The organism is Micromonospora sp. CPCC 205546, from assembly GCF_036902715.1.
Lineage (GTDB): Bacteria > Actinomycetota > Actinomycetes > Mycobacteriales > Micromonosporaceae > Micromonospora.
The window spans coordinates 28,078-52,679 of the sequence record NZ_JBAKHL010000038.1; the positions used below are offsets into that span (position 1 = coordinate 28,078).

Consider the following 24,602-nt stretch of genomic DNA (forward strand, 5'->3'; position numbering starts at 1 on the left):
GGAGGGGCTGCCGGCCCTCGCCGACGTGGTCAGCCCTCCCGAACCGCCGCGAGTCCCGCCGCGGTGAGCGAGCGCCGCACGGCCGGCTGGACCCGGGTCAGCCGCAGCGGCACCCCGGTGCGGGCGGCGGCCTCGCGGCCGGCCATCAGCGCGGCGATACCGCCGGCGTCGAAGCCGCCCGCGCCGTCCAGGTCGACCACCACCTCGGCGGGCTGTCCGGTGACCGCCTCCAGCATCGCGCGGCGCAGCTGGTCCGCGCCGTCGCGGTCGACCTCCCCGCCGACCTCGACGACCACCCGGTCGCCGTTGTGCCGCACCGAGATCCTGGTCTTGGCCGGCTCCGACTCGGCGGCCCCGCTCTGCCACGGCGGCGGGGCGTCGGCGAGCATCGCCTGGCGCAGCCAGGTCAGCGCCCGCGACAGCAGCCGGGAGACGTGCATCTGGGAGATGCCGAAGCGGGCGGCGATCTCCGCCTGGGTCTGGTTGCCGTAGAAGCGCATGGCCAGGATCCGCCGCTCGCGCCAGGGCAGCCGGTGCAGCAGGCCGCTGACCGTGACCCGGTCGTCGACGGACTCCAGCGCGTTGTCGGACTCGCCGACCAGGTCGCCGAACTCGGCCGAGCTCTCCCCGCCGACGGGGGCGTTCAGCGAGGCCGGGCTGTAGCCGGCGGCCGACTCCAGCGCGGCGAGGATCTCCTCCTTCGGCGTCTCCAGCCGCTCCGCCAGCTCGGCCACCGTCGGCGCCCGGGACAGCTCGCTGGTCAGCGCGGAGGTCGCCTGTCCCACCTCCAGGATCAGGTCACGCAACCGGCGCGGCACGTGCACGCCCCAGGTGCGGTCGCGGAAGTGCCGCTTGATCTCGCCCACGATAGTGATGGCCGCGTACGCGGTGAACGAGCCGCGTTCCGGGTCGTACCGGTCGACGGCATTGACCAGGCCGAGCCGGGCGACCTGCTCCAGGTCCTCCAGCGGCTCGCCGCGCCCCCGGTAGCGGCGGGCCAGCCGGCCCGCGAACGGCAGGGCGAAGCGGACCAGGTCGTCCCGCGCCTCCTGGCACCGTTCGGGCGGAAGGCCCTCGATGCGTGCCGCGTACGCCAGTGCCGCCGCGTCGAGGTCCTCCAGGCCCCGCTCGGTCGGAGGTGGTGTGGTCGTGGTGGTCTGTCCGAACATCCGCGCCTCCCTCAGGAAGGTCCCCCGCCCGGATTCAGGAAACCGGTCGTGCGCGCGCGTGGTCGCACCACGCCCGGGCCGGAAAGTGGGTCACATGACTGGGATGCCAGCGGGCGACGACGCCACGCCGGACGGCGCGATCAGGCCGTCGCAGCCAGCGGTGTTCCCGCTCCGTAGGTACTCAATCACGGGACCCGGGGTTCGCGAGGATGTTTCGAAAGGGCCGGCTCAACAGACCAGTAGCCCCTGGTGGGCGCCGCCCTCGCGCAACGCCGCGAGGGCGGCGGTGACGGTCATCGGCGGCGGCGTCGGCAGGTCGTACGGCTGCGCCCGCAGCACCTCCGTGGCCCGGCGGGTGGGCACCGAGGTGACCGGGTAGCCCCGCGCCGAGGTGCGGTCCAGCGCCCGCCGGCGGCGGCCGAAGCCGGCGACGGCCAGCCACTGGGGCAGCCCGGCCACCGCCGGCGACCGCAGGCCGGGCGGCTCGGGCAGCACGTCCACCGAGCTGAACGGCTCGCTGCCGGCGAGCCACCACTCCACCCCCTCCACGCTGCGCCGGGTGGCGTTCTCGCACCAGTACGGCACCATCCCGGCACGCACCACCTGCCACGGGTCGAGCAGCCGGCCGCACTCCACCACCAGCCGGTCGCCGGTCTTGCCGGCGGCGCGTAGCCAGCGCCGGTACAGGTCGGCGGTCGCGGCGCTGAGCGCCTCCGGCCGCGGCACCAGGACCCGGTGCAGCGGATGCCCGTGCCGGGCGGTCCATCCCCGGACGGCGGCCTCGAACCCGGACTCCACGCCGTGTTCCGCCGGCTCCGGTGGCGAGGCGACCTCCGGCGGCGCCCAGTGCGCGCCGTCGCCGCCGGCCGAGCGGAGCACCTGGCGCAGGGCGTGGCTGTCCGGGTGGAAGTCGACCGGGTCGAGGCCGCTGCCCGGGCAGCCGACCTGGAAGCTGTGCCCCGGGGCGGAGTCGAACACCGGCCAGGTGCGGGCGTCGCACAGCAGCAGGACCGGCGCGCCGGGCTCCAGCCGGTCGGCCAGGAAGCGCGCGTACGCGGCCGGCAGGGACCGCCACCGGGCCGTCAACGACACCGTGGCCCCGGCCAGCGCACCCCGGCTGGCGGGGCAGTGCACCTGGCGGACGTGCAGGTCGGCGTTGCCGCCGAGCAGCCGGGCGGTGAGCGCGGCGCCGTGGTCCAGGGCGGCCTGCGGCCGGTCCACGCCACCCTGCGCCCAGTGCGCGGTCATCTCGAAGCCGGCCGGCAGCCAGGGCACGCCGAGCGCCATCGCCAGGTGCGCGGCCGCGCCGTGCGGGGAGCCGATCAGGGCCCCGGGGTAGCGACGGCGCGGGTACTGGTCGGCGAACCAGCGGGCGATGCGACCGGCGTCGACCTCGGCCGTCTGCCCCGCGGTGAGCGCCACCCGGCCGGCGGCCCGCACCACCGCCGCCCGGCGCACCGGCTCCGGCGCGCCGGTGAACCGCGACAGCGGTCCCGGATGTCCGGGGTGGCCGAGGTCGGCGCAGTCGATCCCGCGCAGGGCCCGCGCGGTGGCGGCCACCAGGACCCGTGCCGCGCTGCCCGCCGCCACGACCCGGTCGCCCGCCAGCCCGGCACCGTCGGCCGTGAGCCCCTCGCGCACCTTGTGCACCGGCCCCACCTTGCCTCGTTCGCTCACCACGCGGCCCGGCTTCCCGTCCCGATGGGGTTCAAACAGGGCATCCCCCACCGGGCGGGAGCAATCAGAAGATCCCGGGCGGGGCGGCGGTGGCCCGGCGATCGGAACCACGGGGGGCGGTCGCCGCCGCCCCGGTACGCCCGTGAGCAGGGGTTTCGTCCGCGCGCCAAGGGGCACATCTGCGCCCATGCGCAGCGACGACGAGGCACCCGCGGCGGCCACCATCACGCCCTACCAGGACGGGCCGCTGCTGGTCCGGGGCGACTTCGCCCTGGTGACCCCCGACGGGGAGACCATCGACGCGAGGCGGGGCACGGTGGCGCTGTGCCGCTGCGGCAAGTCCGCGCTCAAGCCGTTCTGCGACGGCACCCACAAGGCCGTCGGCTTCCGCGCCGGCACCACCCGCCCCACCACCCCCTGACCCCACCCCTCCCTCCCCGCCCGCCCCCTGCGCGTCGATCTTGCAGTTGTGGTGGGCGGAAAGCAGCGTTACGTGGCCTTTGTGAGGCACCACAACTGCATGATCGACTGCCCGCTCCGGGGCGGGGCGGGGCGGGGCGGGTCAGGCTACGGCGGCGGGGAGGTCGGCCGGGCGGGGGCGGTCGCGCAGGGCGATGCGGATCGGGGCGGGGGCGCGCAGGGAGGTACGGCCGGCGGCCCAGGCGTCCAGCAGGTGCCCGGCGAAGACCCGGTCCACCGCCAGCGCGGCGGCGGCGCCGAAGAGCACGTCGGGGGCGAGTCCCGGCTCCACCCGGACCAGTCCCCCGCACATGTCGTGCGCGGCGATCTGCTCGTGCACCGCGTCGGCCTCGACGTGCTCGTCGTAGAAGCGGGTGGCCACCTCGTCCAGGCCGAGGCGGCGCAGCCCGTTGCCGTACCGGCGGTTCGGCAGCGAGGAGGTCATCTCGTACGCGGCGAGGTGTCCCAGCAGCGCCCCGCGCAGCCGCCGGTGCAAGCCGAACAGCGACATCAGGTTGTTCGTCGCCAGGGTGACCGCGGGCACGGCGTCCACGTGGGCGGCGTAGCCGGTGTCCAGCCCCAGCCGTTCCAGGGTGACCCGGAACAGTTCGGCGTGCATCCGGTCCAGCCGCCCGTTGCCGTACTCGTCCGTCTGGATCTCGACCAGGGCGGCCTTCGCCGGGCCGCCCAGGCGCGGCAGGGCCCAGCTGTGCGGGTCGGCCTCGCGCAGGTGGTAGACGGATCGGTGGGTGACGAACTCGCGGAACTGGGTCAGCGACGCCCGGCGTTGCAGGAACCCGGCGAGCGACGGACCGTCGTCGGCGGCGACCACGTCGGCGAGGGCCCCCGGCACCCCGCCCGGCAGCGCGGTGGGCAGCGGCCCGACCAGCGCCCGCACCGCCGCCTCGAAGTGGCGTTCGGCGTACGCGCGCAGCGCGAGCAGGGACGGCTGCCACTCCCAGCGCTCGTCGACGCCCTGCCAGCCCCGGTAGTGCAGCTCATAGCAGCAGAAGAGGGTGAGCTGGAGGTCCTCGTCGGTCAGCGGACAGGCCGGGTCGAGCCCGGCTGCCAGCCCCGTCGGCAGGTCGTGCGGCGCCTGCCGCAGCGCGTCCAGCAGCGCCGCCGAGACCGGTCCACGGGGTTGCGGCAGGGGCGCGGGACCGTACCGGCGATCTGGGGACTCTGACAAGGTGACCTCCCGCGTCGTGCTGCCCGTCAACAGTGCCCCCACCCCGGGGCGTTAAACGAGGTCGTCCACCACCCCGGCGGCGAGCATCCCCTCGCGTACCCGCCGGGCGGCGTCGCCCCCGGCGAACACCTCGCGCAGGTCCGCGAACGCGGGCTCGGGCGGCGCCAGCCGCACCGTCGGGTCGACCACCGCCTCCAGCACGCAGGGCCGGTCGGCCGCCAGCGCCTCGTCCCAGGCCGCCCCCACCAGCTCCGGCCGGTCGACCCGCACCCCGTGCAGGCCCAGCAGTCGCGCCCAGCCGGCGTACGGCACGTCGGGCAGGCGGCGCGTCGGGTCGGTGGGCGTACGGCCGCCGCCCATGCCGGACTGGTCGCGGTTGTTGAGCACCAGCACCACCAGGCGGGGGTCGCGCCACTGGTGCCAGTGGTGCGCCACGGTGATCAGCTCGGTGAGCCCGTTGAGCTGCATCGCGCCGTCGCCGAGCAGGGCCAGGACCGGCTGGTCCGGGGCGGCGAGCTTGGCCGCCACGGCGTACGGCAGGGCACAACCGGTCGCGCCGAGCGTGCCGCAGAGCTGCGCGCTGACGCCCGGGGGCAGTTCCAGGTGCCGGGCGTACCAGTAACTGACGGAACCGACGTCCACCGCCACCGACCCGCGGCGCGGGAGGCGGGTGGAGAGTTCCTGCATCACGTGCTGGGGGTTCACCGGCTCGGCGGGGGCGGCGGCGCGGTCGGCCCGCTCGGCCCGCCACCGGTCGACCGAGCACTCGACGGTCCGGCGCCACCCGGCGTTGGGCCGGTCGGTAACCCGGGCCAGCAACGCCCGCAGCGTCTCCTGGGCGTCGCCCACCAGCGGCACGTCCACCGGGTAACGGGTGCCGATGCGACGGCCGTCGATGTCGATCTGCATCGTGCGGGCCTGCCCCGGCATCGGGTAGAAGTCCGTCCACGGGTTGTCCGTGCCGACCACCAGCAGCGTGTCGCAACCGCCCATCAGCTCCACGGCGGCCGGGGTGCCGATCTCGCCGAGCACACCCGTGTGGAAGGGCAGCCGCTCGTCGAGCACCGGCTTGCCGAGCAGCGAGACGGCCACCCCGGCGCCGAGCCGGTCGGCGAGGGCGATGATCTCGCTGGCCGCGCCCCGCCCGCCCTGCCCGACCAGGATCGCGGTCCGCTGGCCGTTCGCGAGCACCTGGGCGGCCGCGTCCAGGTCCCCCTCGTTCGGCAGGACCCGGGCCAGCGGCTCACCCGGCGTCGCCGAGAAGACCCCGGCCGCGTGGGCCTGCAGGTCGGGCACGGCGGCCTCCTGCAACTGGCGCGGCAACACCACGCAGACCGGGCTGCGGGTGGCGGCGGCGATACGGAACGCCTGGTCGAGCAGGGCCGGCACCCCCTCGGGGATGCGGCCGTACCGGACGAACTGGGTGCACGCGTCGGCGAACAGCCGGCTCAGCCCGATCTCCTGGTGGGCACCGCCGAGCGGGCCCGAGATGTCCTCGCCGACGATCGCCACCACCGGCTTGCTGTCCAGCTTGGCGTCGTAGAGGCCGTTGAGCAGGTGGACGGCGCTCGGCCCCTGGGTGGCGAGGCAGACCCCGATCCCACCGGTGAACTTGGCGTGCCCGGTGGCCATGTAGGAGGCGGTCTCCTCGTGCCGGGCCGGCACGAACGCCGGGTCCCCGCCCGAGGCGTCCAACGCCCGGACCACCGGGGCGATGGCCTCCCCGGGGTAGCCGAAGACCCGCGGCACCCGCCAGGCCCGCAGGCGCTCGACCACCAGGTCGGCCACCGTACGCTCAGCCATCGCCACGCCCCGGCGTACCGGCGTCGACGTAGCGCAGCACCGCCCCGACGCCGTCGGTCAGCTCCGGCGCCTCGTCCGGGCCCAGCACGGTCAGCTCGGCGTCGGTGCCGACCAGCGCGCGCACCAGCGCGGCGTCGGCGCGGACCCTCTCCGGATCGCGTACGGACATGGCGGCGAGCTGCCCCGGTTCGGTGGCGATCTCGGTCGGCTCCGGCCCGATCCACAGTTCCCCGGTCGCCGACGGGTCGTCGACGATGAGCATCGTCTCCACCTGGTTGCGTTGCAGGGCGGACACGACGGCGTCCAGCCCGGCGCCGACGTCCTCCTGCATGCCGAACCGGTCCAGCGCGGCGGTGATCCGCTGGTCGGCCACCTCGGCGATGGTCTGCACGGTGAGGTCGTCGAGCAGGCCCTGGTCGGCGCCGGCGGCCCGCGATCCCGCGTCGGTACGGACCATCACGTCCTGCCAGCGTTCCGGCATCTGGGCGGCGATCATGCCGGTGGCGCGCACGTCGCCGGCCACCACCACCACCTCCGCGCCGACCTTCTCGGCCAGCTCCACCGTGGCCGCCGTGACGTCGCCGGCGTTGTGGTGCCAGGCCTCCATCGCGGCCCTCTGGTACTTGGACTGCGACCAGCCGCCGGGCTGCACCCGACGCAGCTGGAAGTTCTCCCGGCCGGTCACGTGCGCGCGGCGCGGCACGCCGCCGGCGCTGATCGCCACGGCGTCGGCACCGGTGCGGTCGGCCAGCACCCGCACCCAGGCCACCTGCTCGCCGCGCTGCGCCAGCAGCGGCATCACGTGCGGCAGCGGGGTGTACGCGGCGAGGTCCCGAAGCGGCGGGGCGGAGAGATACTCCGACAGCACCACCCGGCCACGGGCACCGAAGACCGCCAGGCCGTAGTCCCCCGCCATCGGGTCGTGCCCCCGCACGACGCGTTCGACGGCGTCGATGGTGTCCACGTCGGCGCGCTGCTGCTGAAGCTCCTGGCGCAGGGCGCGCCAGCGCAGATCGAGCGCCGGGTGGGCGTCCTCCGTGTCGGCGGAGGCGTCCAGGTACACCGAGACCCAGGGTCCCGGCCGGTCGTAGAGCGGGCGCAGGAAGGACAGCTGCATGCTCGACCCCTTTCCAGCTCGGCCCCCCGCTTACCCGCGCCGCTGCGGTTGTCACCTCGCCACCGTCGGCACGTGAAGAGGTTTCATTCATGTCGTTCAACCCGGATGATCGATACCATGAGTGAACGCAACCGGACTCTGGGTGGTGGACATGGACAGCGACCTGCACATCCGGCGGATCGTCCACCCGAGCGGACGAATCGTCACGGGGCGCATCGTCCGCTTGATGGACGGCTATCCGCGCGAGGTGCGCATCGGCCAGCCGGTGCTGGTCGCGGTGCTCGCGGCGGCCGGGATCGCCGGGTTGCTGACGGCGGTGCTCCGCTCCCTGCTCTCCGCCGGCTCCGGCGCGGCCCGCCGGCGGTTCAAGGACCTGAAGAAGGGCCCGGAATACCTGGTCACCCCGGTCCGGCTACGGGACACCGCCGGGCAGCTCTGCGAGGTCGAGCTGCACGGACACCTGCCGCAGAGCGCCCTGCACCCGGCCGACCACGTGCAGCTCACCCTGCGGCCGCAGGGCGACCCGGACCTGCCGCCGAAGATCGAGCGGATCGTGAACCTCACGACGGGCCAGCTGCTCACCCCGCGTACCGCGACGCTCTGGTCGCACCTCGGGCCGCCGCTGCTGCTCCAGGCGATGCTGGGCGCGCTGCTGGTCGCCGCCCTGGTGGCCTGGTCCACCCTGACCTGACGGCCGAGAAACTCAGCCGACCGGGGTCAGCGGCCGGTCGCGCTCGCCCGTGCCGCGCAGCATCCCCCGCCGGGCGGCCCAGCGCTCGAACACCAGGGTCGCGAACGGCGGCACCGCGCAGGCCAGCGCCACGAGGGTGGGCCAGGGCCGCCACCGGTGCAGCCGGGCCATCGCGAGGACCAGCAGGCCGTACGCGACGAAGAGCGCGCCGTGGATCGGGCCGAAGATCTGCACGCCGATCTCGTTGCCCGGGGGGCCGTACTTCACGGCCATGCCGATCAGCAGGGCCAGCCAGGAGCAGGCCTCGGCGACCGCCGCCGCCACGAAGAGCCTGGTGATCTTCTCGCGCATCGTCTCTCCCCCACCGGTTGCGCACATGCTAGCCACCCCGCCGACCGCACCGGCCGCACGACTGGCGGAGGCGACAGGGATCACGCGGGCCTCGGGTGGGTACGTACAAGAAGCTTCGGGTCTTCCCCGGCCCGCCCCGGGCGTGCGAGGTTAGGGGAACCAACGGTGACAGGGCGGTGACCATGGGCGAGGACGTCGGCGTACGGACCTTCAGTCGGGAGGACCGGGCTCGCTACCGCGAGAAGGTGCGGCGGTGCCTGGACGTCTTCGCGGAGATGCTCCGGGAGTCCCGGTTCGACGTGGAGCGGCCGATGACCGGCCTGGAGATCGAGCTGAACCTGGTCGACGACGACTCGATGCCGACCATGCGCAACGCCGACGTGCTGGCCGCCATCGCCGACCCGAGTTTCCAGACGGAGCTTGGCCAGTTCAACGTCGAGATCAACGTGGCGCCGCGCCGGCTGGCCGGCACCGGCACCCGCGAGTTCGAGGAGAGCGTGCGGGCCAGCCTCAACGCCGCCGAGACCAAGGCGCGGGACGTGGGCGCGCACATGGTGATGATCGGCATCCTGCCGACGCTGCGCCCGGAGCACCTGACCGCCGAGACGCTGTCGGCCAACCCGCGCTACGGGCTGCTCAACGAGCAGATCTTCGCCGCCCGCGGCGAGGACCTGCGGATCGCGATCAACGGCGTGGAACGCCTCGCGGTCACCGCCGACACGATCACACCGGAGGCGGCCTGCACGAGCACCCAGTTCCACCTCCAGGTCAGTCCGGCCCAGTTCGCCGACTACTGGAACGCCGCGCAGGTGGTCGCCGGCATCCAGGTGGCCCTGGGCGCGAACTCGCCGCTGCTCTTCGGCCGGGAGCTGTGGCGCGAGACCCGCATCCCGCTGTTCCAGCAGGCCACCGACACCCGGCCGGAGGAGATCAAGGCCCAGGGCGTACGCCCCCGGGTGTGGTTCGGCGAGCGCTGGATCACCACGGTGTTCGACCTGTTCGAGGAGAACGTGCGCTACTTCCCGGCGCTGCTGCCGGTCTGCGACGCGGAGGACCCGGCCGAGGCCCTCGCCCGGGGCGACGTGCCGAAGCTCGCCGAGTTGCGGCTGCACAACGGCACCGTCTACCGCTGGAACCGCCCGGTGTACGACGTGCTGAAGGGCCGCCCGCACCTGCGGGTGGAGAACCGGGTGCTGCCGGCCGGGCCGACGGTGCTCGACACCGTGGCCAACGGCGCCTTCTACTTCGGCCTCGTCCGGGCCCTCGCCGAGGCCGACCGCCCGCTGTGGTCGCAGATGTCGTTCAGCGCGGCCGAGGAGAACTTCAACGCCTGCGCCCGGCACGGCATCGACGCCCAGGTCTTCTGGCCCGGCCTCGGCTATCTGCCGGTCACCGAGCTGGTGCTGCGCCGGCTGCTGCCGCTGGCCCACCACGGGCTGGACCGGTGGGGCCTGGACGCGGGCGAGCGGGACCGGCTGCTCGGCATCATCGAGCAGCGGTGCCTGACCGGGCGCAACGGGGCGAGCTGGCAGGTGGAGACCCTGCACCGGTTGGAGTCCGCCGACCACCTCGACCGGCCGGAGGCGCTGCGCGAGGTGGTGCGCCACTACGTGACGCTGATGCACACCAACCGGCCGGTGCACGAGTGGCCCATCCCCTGACGGTCGCCCACGGGTCACCCTCCGGCAGGTGGCCGGCCGCCGACCGTCGTCCCCGACGTCGTTTGGCCGGGCCGAGCGTCAGGACGGGCCCGGCCCCTCCCTGAGGTACGCACCCGACACCTCCGCGCGCACCGTCCATCCGAGCGCGCGGTACAGGGCGCGTCCGTCGTCGGTGGCGACGAGGATCCCGGTGCGCATCCCGAGTGCCGCCGCGTGGCCGCAGAGCGCTCGCATGACGACGCTGCCCAGCCCGCGCCGCCGGTGGGCGGGCTCCGTCTCGACCTGGTCGACGATGCCGAACTTCCCGGTGCCCGCCAGCCGCCCGGAGGCAGCCGTCCGACCCGACGCGTCGACGACGGTGGCGACGACGACCCCGCACTCGGCGGCGACCCGCGTCGCGTACGGTGCGGGCGGCTCGACCGCGCCCGGGGTCAGCGGCGCGCTCATGAGGTATCCGGCGCTGTCCAGCGTCCAGGCGTCGGGCAGTGCGGCGGCCAGGCCGGCACGGTCCCCGCTGACCTTGATCCAGGTGCCCGGCTCCGTCAGCTCCCGGCCGAGCCGCCTCAGTGAGTCGGCGTCGTAGGTGTGCAGCACGTGGCGTACGCGATGGCCCGGCAGGCCGACGTCGACGCGGAATCCCCCGGGGATCGCGACGGGGGCGGGGGTGCCCCGGGAGACGGCCCACCCGCTGCCCCACGCCGTCATCAGTCCGGGCACGGTGTGCGGCGCGCCGTCCACGGCGAGCACGTCGGACATGGGTGTTCCTTCCCCGCGAGCCGTCGTTGCACGACCAACCCTATTGCAAGACCTTGGCAACAGGCTCGGCGTGGCCGGGCAGCCGAGGACGCCGCACCGCCACGGGACGCAGGGACAGGACCGCGCTCGCAGAGGTGGTCCCATGAACGGGGCAGCTCGACAGGGCCTGGAACCCCTGGCGGAACGCAGGCCAGGCCGAGGGCGAACGCACGCCGCGAGATCATCCCCTGGTATCCGACGGCCCCATGGGCCTGAGCCGACGCTGACGAGGCCCGGGGACGCCGCTGTTGCGTCGCCCCCGGGCCGAGTGGACCTTCGGCGCCGCCCGCCCCGTGGCTCAGACCTTGAGGACGACCTTGGTGCACTCGTCCTGCTTCTTCTGGAAGATCTTGTATCCCTTGGCGGCGTCCTTCAACGGCATCCGGTGGCTGATGATGAAGCTGGGGTCGATGTCCCCGCGCTGGATGCGCTCGAGCAGCGGACGGGTGTAGCGCTGGACGTGGCACTGACCGGTGCGCATGATCAGCGACCGGTTCATGAACGCGCCCATCGGGAACTTGTCGACGAAGCCCCCGTACGCGCCGATCACCGAGACGACGCCGCCGCTGCGGCACGCGAGGATCGCCTGCCGCAACGCGAACGGCCGCTCCGTCTCGACCCGGGCGGCCTGCTTGGCCCGGTCGTACGCGTACACGGCGGTGTTGCCGTGGTGCCCCTCCAGGCCGACGGCGTCGATGCAGGCGTCGGGACCGCGACCGGCGGTCATGGCGTTCAGCGCGTCGAGCACGTCGGTGTCGTCGTAGTTGATGGTCTCCGCGCCGGTGTGCTCCTCGGCCAGCCGCAGCCGGTACGGGTACCGGTCGATGACGATCACCCGCTCCGCGCCGAGCATCCGGGCGCTGGCGGCGGCGAGCAGCCCGACCGGGCCGGCCCCCCACACGGCGATCACGTCGCCCGGCTTGATGTCGCACATCTCCGCACCCATGTAGCCGGTGGGAAGCACGTCGGCGAGCATCACCGCCTGGTCGTCCGGCACCTCGTCGGGCACCTTGATCGGGCCGACGTCGGCGAACGGCACCCGGGCGTACTCGGCCTGGCCGCCGGCGTAGCCGCCGAGCAGGTGGGAGTAGCCGAAGATGCCGGCCGGCGAGTGACCCATGATCTTCTCGGCCACCCCGGCGTTGGGGTTGGAGTTCTCGCAGACCGAGAAGAGGCCGCGCTGGCAGGAGGAGCAGTGGCCGCAGGCGATGGGGAACGGCACGACGACCCGGTCGCCGGGGCGCAGGTTGCGCACCTGCGGGCCGACCTCCACCACCTCCCCCATGAACTCGTGGCCGAGGACGTCGCCCTTGCGCATGGCGGGGATGTAGCCGTGGTAGAGGTGCAGGTCGGAGCCGCAGATCGCGGTCGAGGTGATCCGTACGATCGCGTCGCGGGCGTTCATGATGGTCGGGTCGGGCACGTCGACGACCTTGACGCTGTCCTTGCCCATCCAGGCGGTGGCCTTCATCGTTCGTCCTCTCGGGTCTCGGGCGTTCAGCGTCGCGCGATCGGCAGCGGCTGGGCGGGACGTTGCATGACCTGCTGGCGTACGGAGATGCCGTCGGGGCTGCCCTCGGAGCGGACCACCTCGCCGGTCTCCACCACCTGCTTGAACCGGCGCAGGTCGTCGCGGACCTGCTGCTCGGGTTCCTCGCCGAAGAGCTTCGCCACCGCCCGGCCGAGCGCGCCGGCCGGCGGGGCGTAGCGCAGCCGCACCCGGACCTCGGTGCCCCGGTCGCCCGGCGCGGGCACGAACAGCACCCGTCCCGCGTTGGGCACCCGGGTGCCGGGCAGCGAGCGCCAGGCGATCGACCTGTTGGGCCGGTCGTCGACGATCTCCGCGTCCCACTCGACCGGGCGGCCGGCCGGCCCGCGCGCAATCCAGTGCGACCGGCGCAGGTCGTCGGCGCGCACCGACTCCAGGTGGGACATGAAGCGGGGCAGGTTCTCCAGGTCCCGCCAGAACCGGTACGCCTCGGCCGGGGAACGGTTGACGGTGACCGCGACCTCCATGTCGATCACCCGTCGGCGCGCGGCGCGGGCCTGCCGGGCGCGCACGGCGGCGAACAGGTCCACGGCGGCGATGCCGGCGACGGCGGCGGTGGTGAGGGCGACCCGCCGGCGCCGCTCGCCGCACCGGTCCGCCCACGCCCGGCCGAGCAGGGTGAGGTCCATGGCGTCGCCGGCCACCCGGGTCCACGTCCAGCCGACCGGGCGTCGGCCGGCGAGCAGGCCGGCCGCGTGGACCAGCTCGCGGGCGCCCACGGCCGGAATGAGCGTGAGCGCGGTGGGCGAGTCGTCCACACCGGTCAGCCGGGCCACCGCGCGCGGGGCCAGCAGGCCGCCAGCGCCGAGGGCGAGGCTGACCACGCCCAGCGCCCGGGGCAGCCCGGTGCCCCGCTCACGTCGGTTCCGCTGGTCCAGCATCATCGGATCGGTCTCGTCCACGTCACACCACCGTCAGATCGTCCTGACCCGCCCCGGGGTGGGCCCGGCGGCGGGAAGCCGCCACGCCTGACGCTATGCCCGGGAATCGCCCCACGAACCCCGAATCGACCCACAACCCGACGCCCTGTCGTCGGCGGGCTGGCACCTGCCGTTCCGCGTCGGGAGGCGGTCCGACGGGGCGGCGGTGGGCTCGACGCCGGCTTCCACGCGGTGGCGGCACTGCCCGAGGGCGTGGACGAGGCCGCGCTCGTCGCCGCCGCGGCGCGGCGCGCGGTGCGCCTGCACGCCATGCGGCGCTACCGGGTCGACGGCACGGGCGGGCCGCCCGCCATCGTCCTCGGTTCCGGCGGCCTCGGCGCGCACGCCATCCGCTCCGGCATCGCCCGCGTGGCGGACCTGCTCCAGGCCCGCCTCGATTGAGGGGTATGGCAATCGATCGATGGCTTGTAGCGTGGGTCCTCCTCACCAACCCCGGAGGGAAGTGATCATGCCCACGTTCACCGTTCGCGTCCTCGGCGCCCTGAGTGCGAGCGTGCTCAGCGCGACGCTGGGCGTCCTGGCGGTCGCCGCGCCGGCCCAGGCCGCGTCCCGCGACGGCGCCTGCAACACCGGCGAGTTCTGTTACTACTACAACAGCGACCACGCGGGCTCGATCTCCGATCACGCCGGATCGCTGGCCGACTACGGCACGGCCCAGCCGGGCTGCTACGAATACAAGGGTGCCGGCAGCGGCAAGGGTCAGTGCATCAAGAACAACGCCGCTTCGGCGTGGAACCGCACCGGCAAGACGGTGCGCGTCTACTACAACACCGGCTACAACGCCTCCCACGCGTACCAGGACTTCGCGCCCGGGGCGAAGAAGAACCTCAACTCCACGCTGAAGAACAACAATGCCTCGCACCAGCTGATCTCCGCCGGGTCCAGCTACCCGGCCAAGGACGACTACCCCTACAAGGGTCAGACCTCCGGCATCGATCCCTGGAACTTCTACAAGGGACAGTGCACCAGCTTCGCGGCCTGGGCGGTGCGCAGCCGGGTCGGCGTCGCCTTCCACAACCAGTACAAGGGCCAGGCGCGGTGGGGCAACGCCAAGGAGTGGGTCGCCGCCGCCGGACGCGCCGGCGTGCCGGTGTACAACAGCCCGAAGGCCGGTGACGTCGCGGTCCGCCTGGGCGGCACCTACGGTCACGTCGCGTTCGTGACCCGGGTGAACGCGAACGGCACGTTCGAGATCGACGAGTACAACTACGTTTCCGCCGACAGGTACAGCCACCGGACGGTGTCGGTGGGAACCGCCAACAACCAGTTCTCCAAGTTCATCCGCTTCAAGTGATCCTCCGCCCCGCAGGGGAGCCCTTCCGTCGATGACGGGGCACCACCACGCGCGGAGCCCCGGCCGCTGGCCGGGGCTCCGCCGTTTCGTGCCTTACGCCGGGGAGAGACCCTCCGCGAAGTCGTAGAGGCTCTTGATGTCGTCGTCGAAGTACGGGCCGTCGAACTGGCCGTTGCCCGGGTTGTCGCCGTGACTCACGACGCTGTTGATGAACCCGAGGCCGTTCTGGTCGTTGTACTCCTGCAACCACGGTCCGCCGCTGGAGCCGTAGGTCATGTTGCACCACATCCGGATCTGCTGGCTGCCGGCGTGCCAGGTGCCGCTCTGGCAGTAGTACTGACTCTCGCCGCCGCCGAGGTTGGACGGGTAGCCGAGGGCGGTCATCAGGGAGATGTTGTAGCCCCAGTTCCAGCGCATGCCGTGGCCGCCGACGGTCTCCACGACCTTCAGGCCCCAGTTGCCGCCGTTGTGCATGATGGCGATGGCCATGTCCTCGTCGTAGCTGCTGCTGTTGATCCACGCCGTGCGGGCAGCGAGCTGGTACGCCACGAACGTGCCGAACGGACGCGCGCCGTCGCGGTACCGCGGCACGAACTGCCAGTTGCTGTACCACTGCCCGCCGGCGCCCTGGTGCACGCAGTGCCCCGCGGTCATGACCAGTCGCGCCTTGCCGCTGGCGACCGCGCTCGCCGAGCACGAGGCGGAGCCGCCGTTGGGGGTGGTGAAGTAGACCTTGCCGACGGTCGCCGACTCGTTGAGCTGGATGCCGACGTCGGCACCGCTGGCGACGCTCGGTCGCACCGGCGCGACCGAGCCCGCCGGCCCGTCGGGCTTCGGCGCCCGGGTCGTCGACTCGGTGGCCTTCGGCGACTTCGCGATGTCGAGGTCGACGGCGCTCGCCATCCGCTCCGGCGTCCAGAACCTGGCGACCTCCCCGGCGATCTTCTCGTTGGTGATCGCACGGCCGTCACTGGTGCGGGCGACCGCGGTGGTGTTGCCGTTCTTCTCGACCGGGGTCGGCTTCGCCTGGGCCACCGCCGGAGCGGTCAGCACCAGCGCGAGCGCCAGGCTGGCCGATGCCGACCAGCGTAGGGTTGATCTCAACAGTTGCCCCCTTTTTCGGGTACTCCTTTGTGGACCAGTGAAACGTAGCGATCGAATTTCTTTGATCGCAACGTAATGGAATGACAGGTAGTTGACACTGGCTCCTTGGCGACCGAAAAGGACCACGGCCGGCGACAAACAAAGCGTGCCCACCCCGAACAGAAGCCTCGAAATTGACCTCGCAAATCCCATCGCCGCAAATTCGTTCTCCCGATTTGAAGGTGCTCGCAGCTGTCGACAGCCGGGAATTGCGGCTACGGGAGCCCGCCAGCCGGGGCGAGGGAGTTCGGGCCGCGCCGCCACAGCCAGCGGTGATGGCCGATTCGGCCAGCCGTACGGCAGCCGGCCCCGACGAGCACTGACATCGAGCCGGCTCGACATTCACTAACCACGTGGTTAATGTTCGAACCAGGCGGTCAGTCGCCGATCGCCGCCGTCGATCCGACGCAACGGTCGAAGGAGCAGCACGATGACCGACACGAGCACCGCCGACCCCGAACCGCCGGTCACGCCGTACGACGTCGGGCAGTCCGCCGCCGGTCCGCGACGACTCCGGTGGTGGCGCCACCGTCGCGAATGGCTCAAGGTGGCCGCGACCGCCCTGCTGCTTGCCCTAGCCGGCTGGCTGGCGCTGCGCGACACCACCCCCGTCGGGTACTTCACCTCGGCGGAGGGCCGGGACCGGTTCGCCGCCGCCTACGAACGGGCGATGGCCCAGCTGCCGCCGCCCTCCGCCACCGTGGACGTGCGCACCACCTACGGCGTGGTGCGGCTCTACCGCTTCGACGGCGCGCACCCCGGGCGGGCCCCGCTCGTGCTCGTTCCGGGCCGGGCCTCGGCCTCGCCGCTGTGGGCCGACAACCTCGACGAACTGCGGCGGCTGCGTACCGTGTACACCATGGATCTGCTCGGGGAGCCAGGCATGAGCGTGCAGGCCCGCCCGATCGAGGACCACGCGGACCAGGCGGCATGGTTCCACGAGGTGCTGCGGCAGCTGCCAGAGCCGCAGGTGCACCTCGTGGGGTATTCGATCGGCGGCTGGACCGCGGCGAACGTGGTGATCCGCCAACCTGGAAAGATCGCCGGTGTGGTGCTCATCGACCCGGCGGTGACGTTCGCCGACCTGCCGTTCGAGACCATCGTACGATCGATCCCCGCGTCCGTGCGGTGGACGCCGAAGTCGTGGCGCGACAGCTTCAACAGCTGGACGGCCGGCGGCGCGCCGGTCGGGGACGACCCGGTCGCGGACGTGATCGAGGCGGGCATGCAGCACTACTCGCTCGATCTGCCCGCTCCCACCCGGTTCACCGACGAGCAGTTGCGCGGGCTCGACCTGCCGGTGCTGGTGATCCTCGCCGAGGCGTCGGTCATGCACGACGCCCGGCAGGCCCGGCGCACGGCCGAGGCGACGCTCTCCCAGGCCACCGTCCACTTCTACGAGGACGCCACCCACGCCGTCAACGGCGAGCAGCCCGAGCGGATCGCCGCCGACGTGGCAGCGTTCCTCGCAGCGGCGCCGTGACCACCGGCCGTCAGGCCACGGCGCGGCCGCTCACCTTCACCGAGCAGGCCCGCCGGGCCCAGTTGATCGAGGTGACGATCCAGCTGATCGCCACGCACGGGTACGCGGGCTGCTCGCTGCAGCGCATCGCCGAGGCGGCCGGCATCACCAAGGCGGCGGTCATCTACCACTACGCCAACAAGCGGGCGGTGATCCGCGCCGCCTACGACACGGTCATCGCCGGCCTGACGGGGCACGTCGGGGCGCTGATCGCGCGGGCGGACACGCCCACCGGCCAGGTGGACGCCTACGTGCGCGGGCTCATCGGGTACATGGACGCCCACCCCGACCACGTGCGGGTCATCGTCGAGGCGCTCGACGACGACCACGACACGGGCATCGCCGACAGGCCCGGTTCGCCCGAGCGCTGGCGCCCCCTGGCCGACCTGGTGGAAGCCGCCAAGGCGGCCGGGGCGTACCGGGCGACACTCGACGCGCGCACCACGGCGATCATGCTGGGCGGCGCGATCGACGCGGTCGTCGCGGAGTTCCTCACGGACCGCTCCTACGACCTGGGAGCAGCGGCCGACGCCGTCGTCGACATGCTGCACCGCACCGCTCTGCGGCCGGCGTGACAGCAGCATCCGTCCCGCAACGACTGGATCGTCACCAACCGTCTCGCCACGGTGGCCGCCCTGAGCACCCCGGCCGGCGAGCCGCTGGACTGCGTCACCCACGTGCGCCTGGTCGGCCGCCGTGGTCAACACCTGACACCCCGGCGGCCTGGTCGGGGGAGGATCACAACGTCGGCGTCCGCTCCGGCTGGGGTACTAGTATGGGCGGCAAGGTGTCGGCTGCGACGCATCATCCTCGGAAGGTGGAAAAGTGGACCTGGAGAGGACTCGGCTCTTCGGCGTCGGGGAGTCGTACGCGTTCGTCACCGGGGCGGGCCAGCGAGGCGCCGTGATCGTGCACTTCGACGGCCGACGCGACATCGTGCTCTACGACCCCGCCGAACCCGAACGGGTCCGGCACACGTTGACGCTGGAGGGCACGGAGCCGCGCACGATCGCGGAACTGCTCGGCCTTCCGCTGGTCATGGACCACCTGACGGAGCTGACTCCGCCGCTGGAGGGCGTCGAGACCGTACGCATGCCGGTTCCCGCCCGGTCGCCGTTCGTCGGGCGCCGGCTCGGTGAGACGCGGGCGCGGACCCGCACCGGCGCGTCGATCGTCGCGGTGGTCCGGGGCGATCGCGTGATCCCGTCGCCGGACACCGACTTCACCATCCAGTCCGGCGATTCGCTGGTGGTCGTCGGCGACGGTGCCAGCCTCGTCAAGATCCGTGAGCTCTTCACCAACGGCTGACGACCGCCGCCGGCGGCGGTGCCGGGCGCATGCCGGTCATGCCGCCGATGCCGCGGGTGGCGGCCCGGTCGACGGGTCAGGCCGGCCTGCGTCGCCGGGCGCGCCACGCCGGCCGGCCACCGTGCAGGCACCGCACCGGGGCGCCCGAGCGGCAGCCGTCGGAATCCAGGACCGTCACGCGGCCGCGGACCGACCAGGGAGCACGCCGATCCACAACGGCACGGTCATGATCTCCGGCATCGGTTGGTTGTGCCCCCACCAGCCCCCTTCACCGAAGGCTTCGCCGTGGTCCGCGCACACGACCACCAGAGCCGGGCGGGGCAGAGCGGAGAAGAGCCGTGCCAGCTTCCCGTCAACCGCTTCGGCCGCCGCCCGCTGGGCGTCCCACAGCGCCGCCATGTCCGCCAGGGCCTCCGGCTCGTCGGGGACCACGGCGGCGCCGTTCCAGTGGCTGCTCCAGGCACGGACGATGCGTTGCGTGTCGACGTCCGCGGGATCGTCCCCGCAGGTGTAGGGGGCATGGGTCTCGGCCGCGTTGACGAAGAGGAATCCCCTCGACGCCTGGTCGAGCTCCGACACGAGCTCGTCGACATGGTCCAGCGCGAAGTCACCGACCTCCCGCTCGGCGAACTTGTCGACACCATCGTCGCGGGGACCCCAGTACCGGAAGGAGTCGAACAGCTTCGGGAAGTGCCCGGAGCTGAACCACCGCACTCCACCCGCACCGATGGTCCGGTAGCCGGCAGCGCGGAACCCGGTCACGATGTCGTCGCCCTGCAACATCAGGCCGGCTCGCGGCACGGCCTGCTTGCGGGCACGGCCCAGCCGCCAGAGCTGACGGCGTTCCCGCGAGTAGAAGTCCCACTGCGGTTCCTCGGTCACGTTCGGCAGGAAGCCGCCGAAGATCGCCGCGTGCGCGGGCAGCGTGAATGACCCGTACGTGCTCGCCCGACGCATCGGGCCCAGCGCGGAGAGCGTGGGCAGATCCGCCGCGGCGGCGACATCGGCGCGGAGGCTGTCGAGCGTGACGAGGACGACGTCGTGGCTCTCCAGGCTGGTGGCCGCCCGTGCCAGGGCGGACAGCCGTGCCTCCTCCTCGGCTCCCGGGGTCATCCGGAGACCTCGTTCAGCAGCATGGCCTGCTCCTTGACCCGGATCGGGTCGATGGCGCCCACGCTGACCCGGATGTACCGCGGGCCGTCGGGCTGGTTGAGGTGGTCGCTGCCGTACGACCGGGTGCTCGTCCAGGGCCAGCCGAACCCGGCCTGGAGCCGTACCGGCTGGGCACTGCCCGCGGTCGCCGCGACCCAGCGGTCCACCACGGCCGCGCAGTCGGTGCCCGGGTCCCGTGGCCGCAGGAAGACCAGGCTGCCGGTGCCCAGCGTCGCGGGCAGCCCGGCCCGGCGGATCTGCTCCGCGTCCGGTGACAGCAGCGACCAGCGGCTCTTGTCGACGTGGTCGGCGAAGGTCCCGCCGGATTCGACCTGGTGCCGGACCCGGCGCCCGGCGAGGCGGATATCGGTCGGGCTGAGATATGCCAGCGCGGAACCCTGCAGCAGCTGCCCGGTGCGACGCGCGAAGACCCGGACGGCCTCCACCAGGCCGCGGTCGCCGTAGACGACCCCTCCCGAGACCAGCCCGGAGACGTACTTCGCCAGGCTCTCCACCACGAGCAGCGGGCGACCGCCGACCCACGTCCGCACCTGCTCGAACGGGAAGGCGTGGCTCCACATCGAGTTGTCGACCACGAAGCGAGCGAGCCCCTCGCCCAGCGTGGCGGGATCGTTGACGTCCAGGGTCGGGCAGTTCGTGATCGGCTCCAGGAAGCCGACCCCCTCCAGGGCGGGATCGACGGCCTGCCCCAGCGGCACGTTCGCGACCAGGTCGTGGGTCTCGAAGTAACGCCTGGCGGGCAGTTGGAGCCGCCGCCGGCCGTGGTCCGTGGCGCAGACGGCGGCGCAGTAGACGGCCGCCATCCCGCTGTTGACCAGGACCGCGTCGGCGGAGCCGTAGGTCTGTGCCAGGAGGCGTTCCAGCATGCGCCGGCGGCCGTGGTCGTAGGTGTCCCAGAAGGTCCCCGTGGACTCGCCACGCTCCTGCGCCGCGACATCGGCCCAGAAGGCGCCCATCGTGGGGTACTGGTCCGCCACCAGGCACCGCCGCGACACGACGGCGGCGATCTCCCGTGTCGCGTCGTCGTACCGCTCGAAGTCGGCGACGGCCGGAGCGTCCAGGCGGCCGGAGGCCGCCACGGCGTCGAGCATGGCGACCGCCCGGTCCGCGTCCGCCTGCACCGCGTCCGCCCGGAGGCCGGCGACGCGGTCGGCGAACCATCCCGAGGTCACCGGCACGCCTCCCGGTCGACGTCGACCACGAAGATCTCGTACGGAAACGGCATGCCGGTGACCGCGTCGAGCCGTCCGGCGAAGCTGGCCGAGCCGTAGCGGCCGAGGAAGTCCAGCCAGCCCTGCACCGTACGGTGCTCGCCCGGACAGTCCACGGCGAAGTCGTTCAGGCTGATGTTGAAGAACGCGTCCATGAAGTCGTGGAAGTCCTTGGACACGCCCTCGTCGACACAGTTCTCGATGACGACCAGGCGCTCCGGGCACTGGGTACGCAGGACGCGTTCCACCAGCGACTCCGGATCCGGTTCGTGGTGCAGCACCGTGGAGAAGAGGATCGTCTGGTAGCTGCCGGCGGGCACCGACCACAGGTCGTCCAGCGGCCGGGTGACGATCGCCGGGACCTCGGGATACGCCGAAGGCCGCTCGTACGCGTCGATCTGCACCGCCGTCGCCAGCTCGGCGGTCAGCGTGCCGCTGCCGCTGAGTACGTCGGCCACCCGGCCCGTGAACAGTGGGAGCACCCGGGGCGCGATCGAGCGCGGGCGGCCCCGGTCGAGCGCCTCGTTCCAGGCCGCGCCGATTCCCGTGGCGGACAGCCAGCTCTTGACCTCGCCGCTGGCGAAGCCCTTGGTGAGCAGCAGGTCCACGAGTTGAACCGCGAGATCGCGCGACTCGCGGCCCCGGCCGCAGTCACGCTCGAAGACTGCCGCGATGGCTCGTTCGGCCTCCGCGCTCGAAGGCAGCCAGGATTCCTGCCTCAGTACTGCCGTCACTGGGTTCCCCCATTGGTCAGTCGTCAAAGAAGGCCATCAGTGTGCTGAGCAAGTGGATCTCGGTGTCGTTCAGATGGAGCCCGTGGTGCGCGAGATCCGCGACGATGTGGTCCGCCCACTCGAGGTCGTAGTCGGGCAGGGAGAGCAGCGCCGACACCACGCCGGCGTACGTGGGGCTCACCGCTTCACCCAGGGGGTCGTCCGCACCCGAGAGCTGGTCGATGAGGTCACCGAAGCGTTTGCGCTCGTCACCCGGGGATTCGCAGACGTCGGCGGCGAGCCATCCCGTCAGCCGCTGCCGTGCGTCCGCCAGGAGTTCCAGGCGCTCGGGCCGCCTCGGCACCCCGTCCGCCAGGGTCAGCGCCACGCACCTCAGCAGCGCTTGCGGCACGACGGCGTAGCGGCTCGTCGCCAGGGTCAGCGGCGGCACGGTGCGGCACTGCTGCACGATCTCCCATGCTTCTTCCGGCGCGTACCGGCGGAGGTTGTCGGTGCTCGCGGTGGCGGGAGGATCGGCGAAGAAGCGATCCGCCGTCAGCGCGGCGTCCTCCGCGTCGTCCGGGGTGTGCACGAGCGACAGGCAGCGGTCGGCGAAGCGGGAAGCAGCCCGCAGCGACCCCGGGCGTTGCTGCAGGTACGCGCTGGGGCCCTTGGCGTCGTGCAGTCGCCGGGTCAGGCTCCCGTGTCCCTCTCCGGCGCCGTCGGCGCGGAGCAGGACCACCAGGCTGCTGTCGAGTTCGAAGAGGCGCCGGGTCAGCAGGCCACCGAACTGCCTGCCCTTGACCGAGGTCTTCGACCGTGGACGGCCGCGGTAGAACGCCACGGCGTCCGCGGCGTCGAGACGCACGGACCGGACCCGGACCGGCCGCGCGCCGAGCTCGGTGAGGATGCGTCCGATCCGCGGCACGCCGCCGCTGAGCAGCGCGTCCGGCAGGACGACGACAACGGCGAGATCGCCGGGCCACTCACCGCGCGACAACGGAGGCCCGCTCGTTCTGTGCTTCACGCGCCAGCGTCGACTGCCGGGACTTGATCGGCGGCCCTGGGACCGCCGGCCGGAAGGTGTCGTGCTCGACGGACGCCACGAAGTCGTGCATCGCCGTGATCACCATGTCGTACTCGTCAGCGCCGACGCTCTCCACGACGGCCGACTGGTAGGAGCGGACGAAGTCACGGGCTTCGGGCGAGTAGTCGAGGCCGAACTTGCCAGCCGCGCCGATCACGGCGAAGTCCTCGGGCGACTCCGACAGCGCCACCCGCGCGGAGTAGTCGCAGGCGTGGTTCCAGACCGACTGGCTCCACGGCAGGACCTGCTGGGCGGCGAACATGGCCCGCACCTCGGCGCCGTGCATCTGCAGCGCTCCGAGCTGCTGCCGGATGGCGTCGAACCGGTCGTCGAGCAGCCCTTCGCGGGCGATGTGGGTGTCGACCGAGTACTCGAGCATGGAGTGCGCCCAGCCTCGCCGGCTGTCGTTCGGCTCGGGTGTGTCGGTCAGGCCACGCGCGTACGCCTCGGCGTAGAACTGCTCGTACCGCCGGGCGATGACGCCCATCTTGAGGTACGCCCAACCGCGCCGCCGCGCAGGCTCACGGAGGTTGTCGCCGAAGTGGATCCACCAGTCGCCGGCGATGTGCGAGCGGATCAGTCGGCTGTCCGTGTCGCCGTCCTGTTCCCAGGCGTGGGTGTAGGCGAACGCGTGGGTGTCGGCGAAGTCCGGCAGCATCAGCGCACGCACGCCCGCCTCCGCCGCGTAGTCGTGATCCGTCGACGACATGGCCCGCGTCAGCAGCAGGTGGCCGAGGATGTACATCTAGCCGAGCCTCCCGACCGTCTCTGCGCGCATGCCCGCGACACGGACCGCGTTGCTCGCCTCCATGAGTCCCGCGGCGATGAGCCGCTCGTCGCTCGCCTTGCGCAGCCGGGCCGCCATGTCGCGGTCCGGCGCCGCGAGAGCCGCGTCATCCGGGCGGAACTCCGCCCAGTCCTGGTAGTGCCAGGAGAACGCCGAGATCGGCAGCTCGGGCAGCGACGACGGCACCTCGCGACCGAAGTTGCCCGCGATCCGCACGGTCACGCCACGGCGGGCACCGGTCCGGCAGACGTGTCGCACCGCGTCCAGCACCGCCGGATGGTGGTAGTCGTACAGTCCGGTGCCACGGCCGGCACCGAGCAGCAGCCCGGTGAGGTCGTTCATGCCGACGACGAGGTAGCTGACGCCGGCGTCGATGATCTGTTCCAACCGGGCGACGGCGCTGGGAATCTCGATCATCGCGCCGAACGGCCCGGCACAACCGTGCGCCCGCAGCGCGCCGATCCAACCGGCGACCTCACGCTCGTCCCGGACGAACGGGGCCACCAGGCCGAGGCCGGGGAGGTCGTACGCGAGTGCCGCCAGCACCCGGATCTCGTCGTCGAGGTCGGAGTGGGGGCCCGTGTCCCGGCGCAGGGCACGGCGGCCGATGATGGGGTTGTCCTCGCGCGCGGTCGAGGTCTCCGGCGCATCCGCCAGCACCGCGACGTCCCGTGCCTCGAGGTCGCAGAAGCGGTACCAGAGCGGACGTCCGTCCAACCGCGCGTGCAGTTCGGACACGTGGTCGGCGACGGCGCGACGCGTGACGTCGGCGGCCCAGGAAAGGCCGACGTTCCGGATCAGGTATTCCGATCGGAGCAGCCCGACGCCGCCCGTACGACTGAGGAACTCTTTGGTCGGCAGCTCGCCACTCAACGTCACGGAGGGAGGGGATTCGCTCTCTTCCGGCACCGGCACTGCACCTCCTCATGGCGAAACGACCCGGGTGGAGTGCGGTCGACTCG

General features: G+C 72.7%; 24 protein-coding genes. 8 read left to right on the forward strand and 16 right to left on the reverse strand.

All coding sequences use genetic code 11. The features are described from left to right. Positions 1-29: 29 nt before the first annotated feature. Positions 30-1,169, reverse strand: coding sequence for a SigB/SigF/SigG family RNA polymerase sigma factor (locus V6U77_RS18525; protein WP_334607593.1), 1,140 nt, complete (start codon positions 1,167-1,169; stop codon positions 30-32). A gap of 228 nt (positions 1,170-1,397) precedes the next feature. Then, positions 1,398-2,810 (reverse strand): hypothetical protein, encoded by a 1,413-nt coding sequence (locus V6U77_RS18530; RefSeq protein WP_334607629.1) that lies wholly within the window; start codon positions 2,808-2,810, stop codon positions 1,398-1,400. 223 nt (positions 2,811-3,033) lie between these two features. Between V6U77_RS18530 and V6U77_RS18535 the strand changes: the two genes are divergently transcribed. Further along, positions 3,034-3,267 carry a CDGSH iron-sulfur domain-containing protein gene (locus tag V6U77_RS18535; protein ID WP_334607594.1) on the forward strand — a complete coding sequence of 78 codons (234 nt, stop codon included), beginning with the start codon at positions 3,034-3,036 and terminating at the stop codon, positions 3,265-3,267. Positions 3,268-3,408: 141 nt separating this feature from the next. Here the strand turns inward: V6U77_RS18535 and V6U77_RS18540 are convergent, their stop codons facing one another. The 3 genes from V6U77_RS18540 to V6U77_RS18550 are packed head-to-tail and all read right to left on the reverse strand — an operon-like array spanning position 3,409 to position 7,414. After that, a complete protein-coding gene (locus V6U77_RS18540; RefSeq protein ID WP_334607595.1) occupies positions 3,409-4,494 on the reverse strand; it encodes an iron-containing redox enzyme family protein in 1,086 nt (361 codons plus the stop codon). A gap of 51 nt (positions 4,495-4,545) precedes the next feature. After that, a complete protein-coding gene (locus V6U77_RS18545; protein WP_334607596.1) occupies positions 4,546-6,297 on the reverse strand; it encodes a thiamine pyrophosphate-binding protein in 1,752 nt (583 codons plus the stop codon). Then, the gene (locus V6U77_RS18550) at positions 6,290-7,414 is read right to left on the reverse strand and encodes a baeRF2 domain-containing protein (protein ID WP_334607597.1); all 1,125 of its coding nucleotides are present in this window, start codon (positions 7,412-7,414) and stop codon (positions 6,290-6,292) included. Before V6U77_RS18550 ends, V6U77_RS18545 begins: the two co-directional genes overlap by 8 nt. A 142-nt stretch (positions 7,415-7,556) precedes the next feature. Here V6U77_RS18550 and V6U77_RS18555 point away from each other — a divergent pair, with 142 nt between their 5' ends. Then, positions 7,557-8,105, forward strand: coding sequence for a hypothetical protein (locus tag V6U77_RS18555; RefSeq protein ID WP_334607630.1), 549 nt, complete (start codon positions 7,557-7,559; stop codon positions 8,103-8,105). 12 nt (positions 8,106-8,117) lie between these two features. Here V6U77_RS18555 and V6U77_RS18560 read toward each other — a convergent pair whose 3' ends face one another. Then, positions 8,118-8,456, reverse strand: a complete 339-nt coding sequence (locus tag V6U77_RS18560; RefSeq protein WP_334607598.1) for a DUF3817 domain-containing protein — start codon at positions 8,454-8,456, stop codon at positions 8,118-8,120. 182 nt (positions 8,457-8,638) lie between these two features. Here V6U77_RS18560 and V6U77_RS18565 point away from each other — a divergent pair, with 182 nt between their 5' ends. Continuing rightward, positions 8,639-10,117 (forward strand): glutamate--cysteine ligase, encoded by a 1,479-nt coding sequence (locus V6U77_RS18565; protein ID WP_334607632.1) that lies wholly within the window; start codon positions 8,639-8,641, stop codon positions 10,115-10,117. 78 nt (positions 10,118-10,195) lie between these two features. On the opposite strand, the gene V6U77_RS18570 is transcribed toward V6U77_RS18565, so the two are convergent. The 3 genes from V6U77_RS18570 to V6U77_RS18580 form a co-directional block, all read right to left on the reverse strand. After that, positions 10,196-10,873: a GNAT family N-acetyltransferase gene (locus tag V6U77_RS18570; protein WP_334607599.1), complete on the reverse strand. Its 678-nt coding sequence runs from the start codon at positions 10,871-10,873 to the stop codon at positions 10,196-10,198. Positions 10,874-11,210: 337 nt separating this feature from the next. Continuing rightward, positions 11,211-12,383, reverse strand: coding sequence for a zinc-dependent alcohol dehydrogenase (locus tag V6U77_RS18575; protein WP_334607600.1), 1,173 nt, complete (start codon positions 12,381-12,383; stop codon positions 11,211-11,213). A gap of 26 nt (positions 12,384-12,409) precedes the next feature. Continuing rightward, complete coding sequence (locus V6U77_RS18580) at positions 12,410-13,363, reverse strand: SRPBCC family protein (RefSeq protein ID WP_334607601.1); 954 nt, start codon at positions 13,361-13,363, stop codon at positions 12,410-12,412. Positions 13,364-13,573: 210 nt separating this feature from the next. Between V6U77_RS18580 and V6U77_RS18585 the strand changes: the two genes are divergently transcribed. Together V6U77_RS18585 and V6U77_RS18590 are read left to right on the forward strand one after the other, a co-directional pair. Continuing rightward, entirely contained in the window at positions 13,574-13,783 is a 210-nt protein-coding gene (locus V6U77_RS18585) for a hypothetical protein (RefSeq protein WP_334607602.1), read from the forward strand. 67 nt (positions 13,784-13,850) lie between these two features. Continuing rightward, on the forward strand, positions 13,851-14,696 hold the full coding sequence (locus V6U77_RS18590; protein ID WP_334607603.1) for a CHAP domain-containing protein: 846 nt from the start codon (positions 13,851-13,853) through the stop codon (positions 14,694-14,696). A gap of 93 nt (positions 14,697-14,789) precedes the next feature. Here V6U77_RS18590 and V6U77_RS18595 read toward each other — a convergent pair whose 3' ends face one another. After that, on the reverse strand, positions 14,790-15,803 hold the full coding sequence (locus tag V6U77_RS18595) for a trypsin-like serine peptidase (protein ID WP_442934458.1): 1,014 nt from the start codon (positions 15,801-15,803) through the stop codon (positions 14,790-14,792). A gap of 466 nt (positions 15,804-16,269) precedes the next feature. Here V6U77_RS18595 and V6U77_RS18600 point away from each other — a divergent pair, with 466 nt between their 5' ends. The 3 genes from V6U77_RS18600 (at position 16,270) to V6U77_RS18610 (ending at position 18,669) form a co-directional block, all read left to right on the forward strand. Further along, positions 16,270-17,322 carry an alpha/beta fold hydrolase gene (locus V6U77_RS18600; protein ID WP_334607605.1) on the forward strand — a complete coding sequence of 351 codons (1,053 nt, stop codon included), beginning with the start codon at positions 16,270-16,272 and terminating at the stop codon, positions 17,320-17,322. Next, positions 17,319-17,936 carry a TetR/AcrR family transcriptional regulator gene (locus tag V6U77_RS18605; RefSeq protein ID WP_334607606.1) on the forward strand — a complete coding sequence of 206 codons (618 nt, stop codon included), beginning with the start codon at positions 17,319-17,321 and terminating at the stop codon, positions 17,934-17,936. The genes V6U77_RS18600 and V6U77_RS18605 overlap by 4 nt, the downstream gene beginning before the upstream one ends. Positions 17,937-18,186: 250 nt before the next feature. Beyond that, a complete protein-coding gene (locus V6U77_RS18610) occupies positions 18,187-18,669 on the forward strand; it encodes a cation:proton antiporter regulatory subunit (RefSeq protein WP_334607607.1) in 483 nt (160 codons plus the stop codon). 174 nt (positions 18,670-18,843) lie between these two features. Here the strand turns inward: V6U77_RS18610 and V6U77_RS18615 are convergent, their stop codons facing one another. The 6 genes from V6U77_RS18615 to V6U77_RS18640 are packed head-to-tail and all read right to left on the reverse strand — an operon-like array spanning position 18,844 to position 24,519. Continuing rightward, positions 18,844-19,782 (reverse strand): sulfatase-like hydrolase/transferase, encoded by a 939-nt coding sequence (locus V6U77_RS18615; protein ID WP_334607608.1) that lies wholly within the window; start codon positions 19,780-19,782, stop codon positions 18,844-18,846. Next, positions 19,779-21,014, reverse strand: a complete 1,236-nt coding sequence (locus tag V6U77_RS18620; protein WP_334607609.1) for a hypothetical protein — start codon at positions 21,012-21,014, stop codon at positions 19,779-19,781. The genes V6U77_RS18615 and V6U77_RS18620 overlap by 4 nt, the downstream gene beginning before the upstream one ends. Beyond that, positions 21,011-21,787, reverse strand: a complete 777-nt coding sequence (locus V6U77_RS18625; protein ID WP_334607610.1) for a hypothetical protein — start codon at positions 21,785-21,787, stop codon at positions 21,011-21,013. The genes V6U77_RS18620 and V6U77_RS18625 overlap by 4 nt, the downstream gene beginning before the upstream one ends. Positions 21,788-21,803: 16 nt before the next feature. Then, complete coding sequence (locus V6U77_RS18630; protein WP_334607611.1) at positions 21,804-22,766, reverse strand: hypothetical protein; 963 nt, start codon at positions 22,764-22,766, stop codon at positions 21,804-21,806. After that, complete coding sequence (locus V6U77_RS18635; protein WP_334607612.1) at positions 22,753-23,598, reverse strand: hypothetical protein; 846 nt, start codon at positions 23,596-23,598, stop codon at positions 22,753-22,755. Before V6U77_RS18635 ends, V6U77_RS18630 begins: the two co-directional genes overlap by 14 nt. Next, positions 23,599-24,519, reverse strand: coding sequence for a putative PEP-binding protein (locus V6U77_RS18640; RefSeq protein ID WP_334607613.1), 921 nt, complete (start codon positions 24,517-24,519; stop codon positions 23,599-23,601). Positions 24,520-24,602 lie beyond the last annotated feature (83 nt).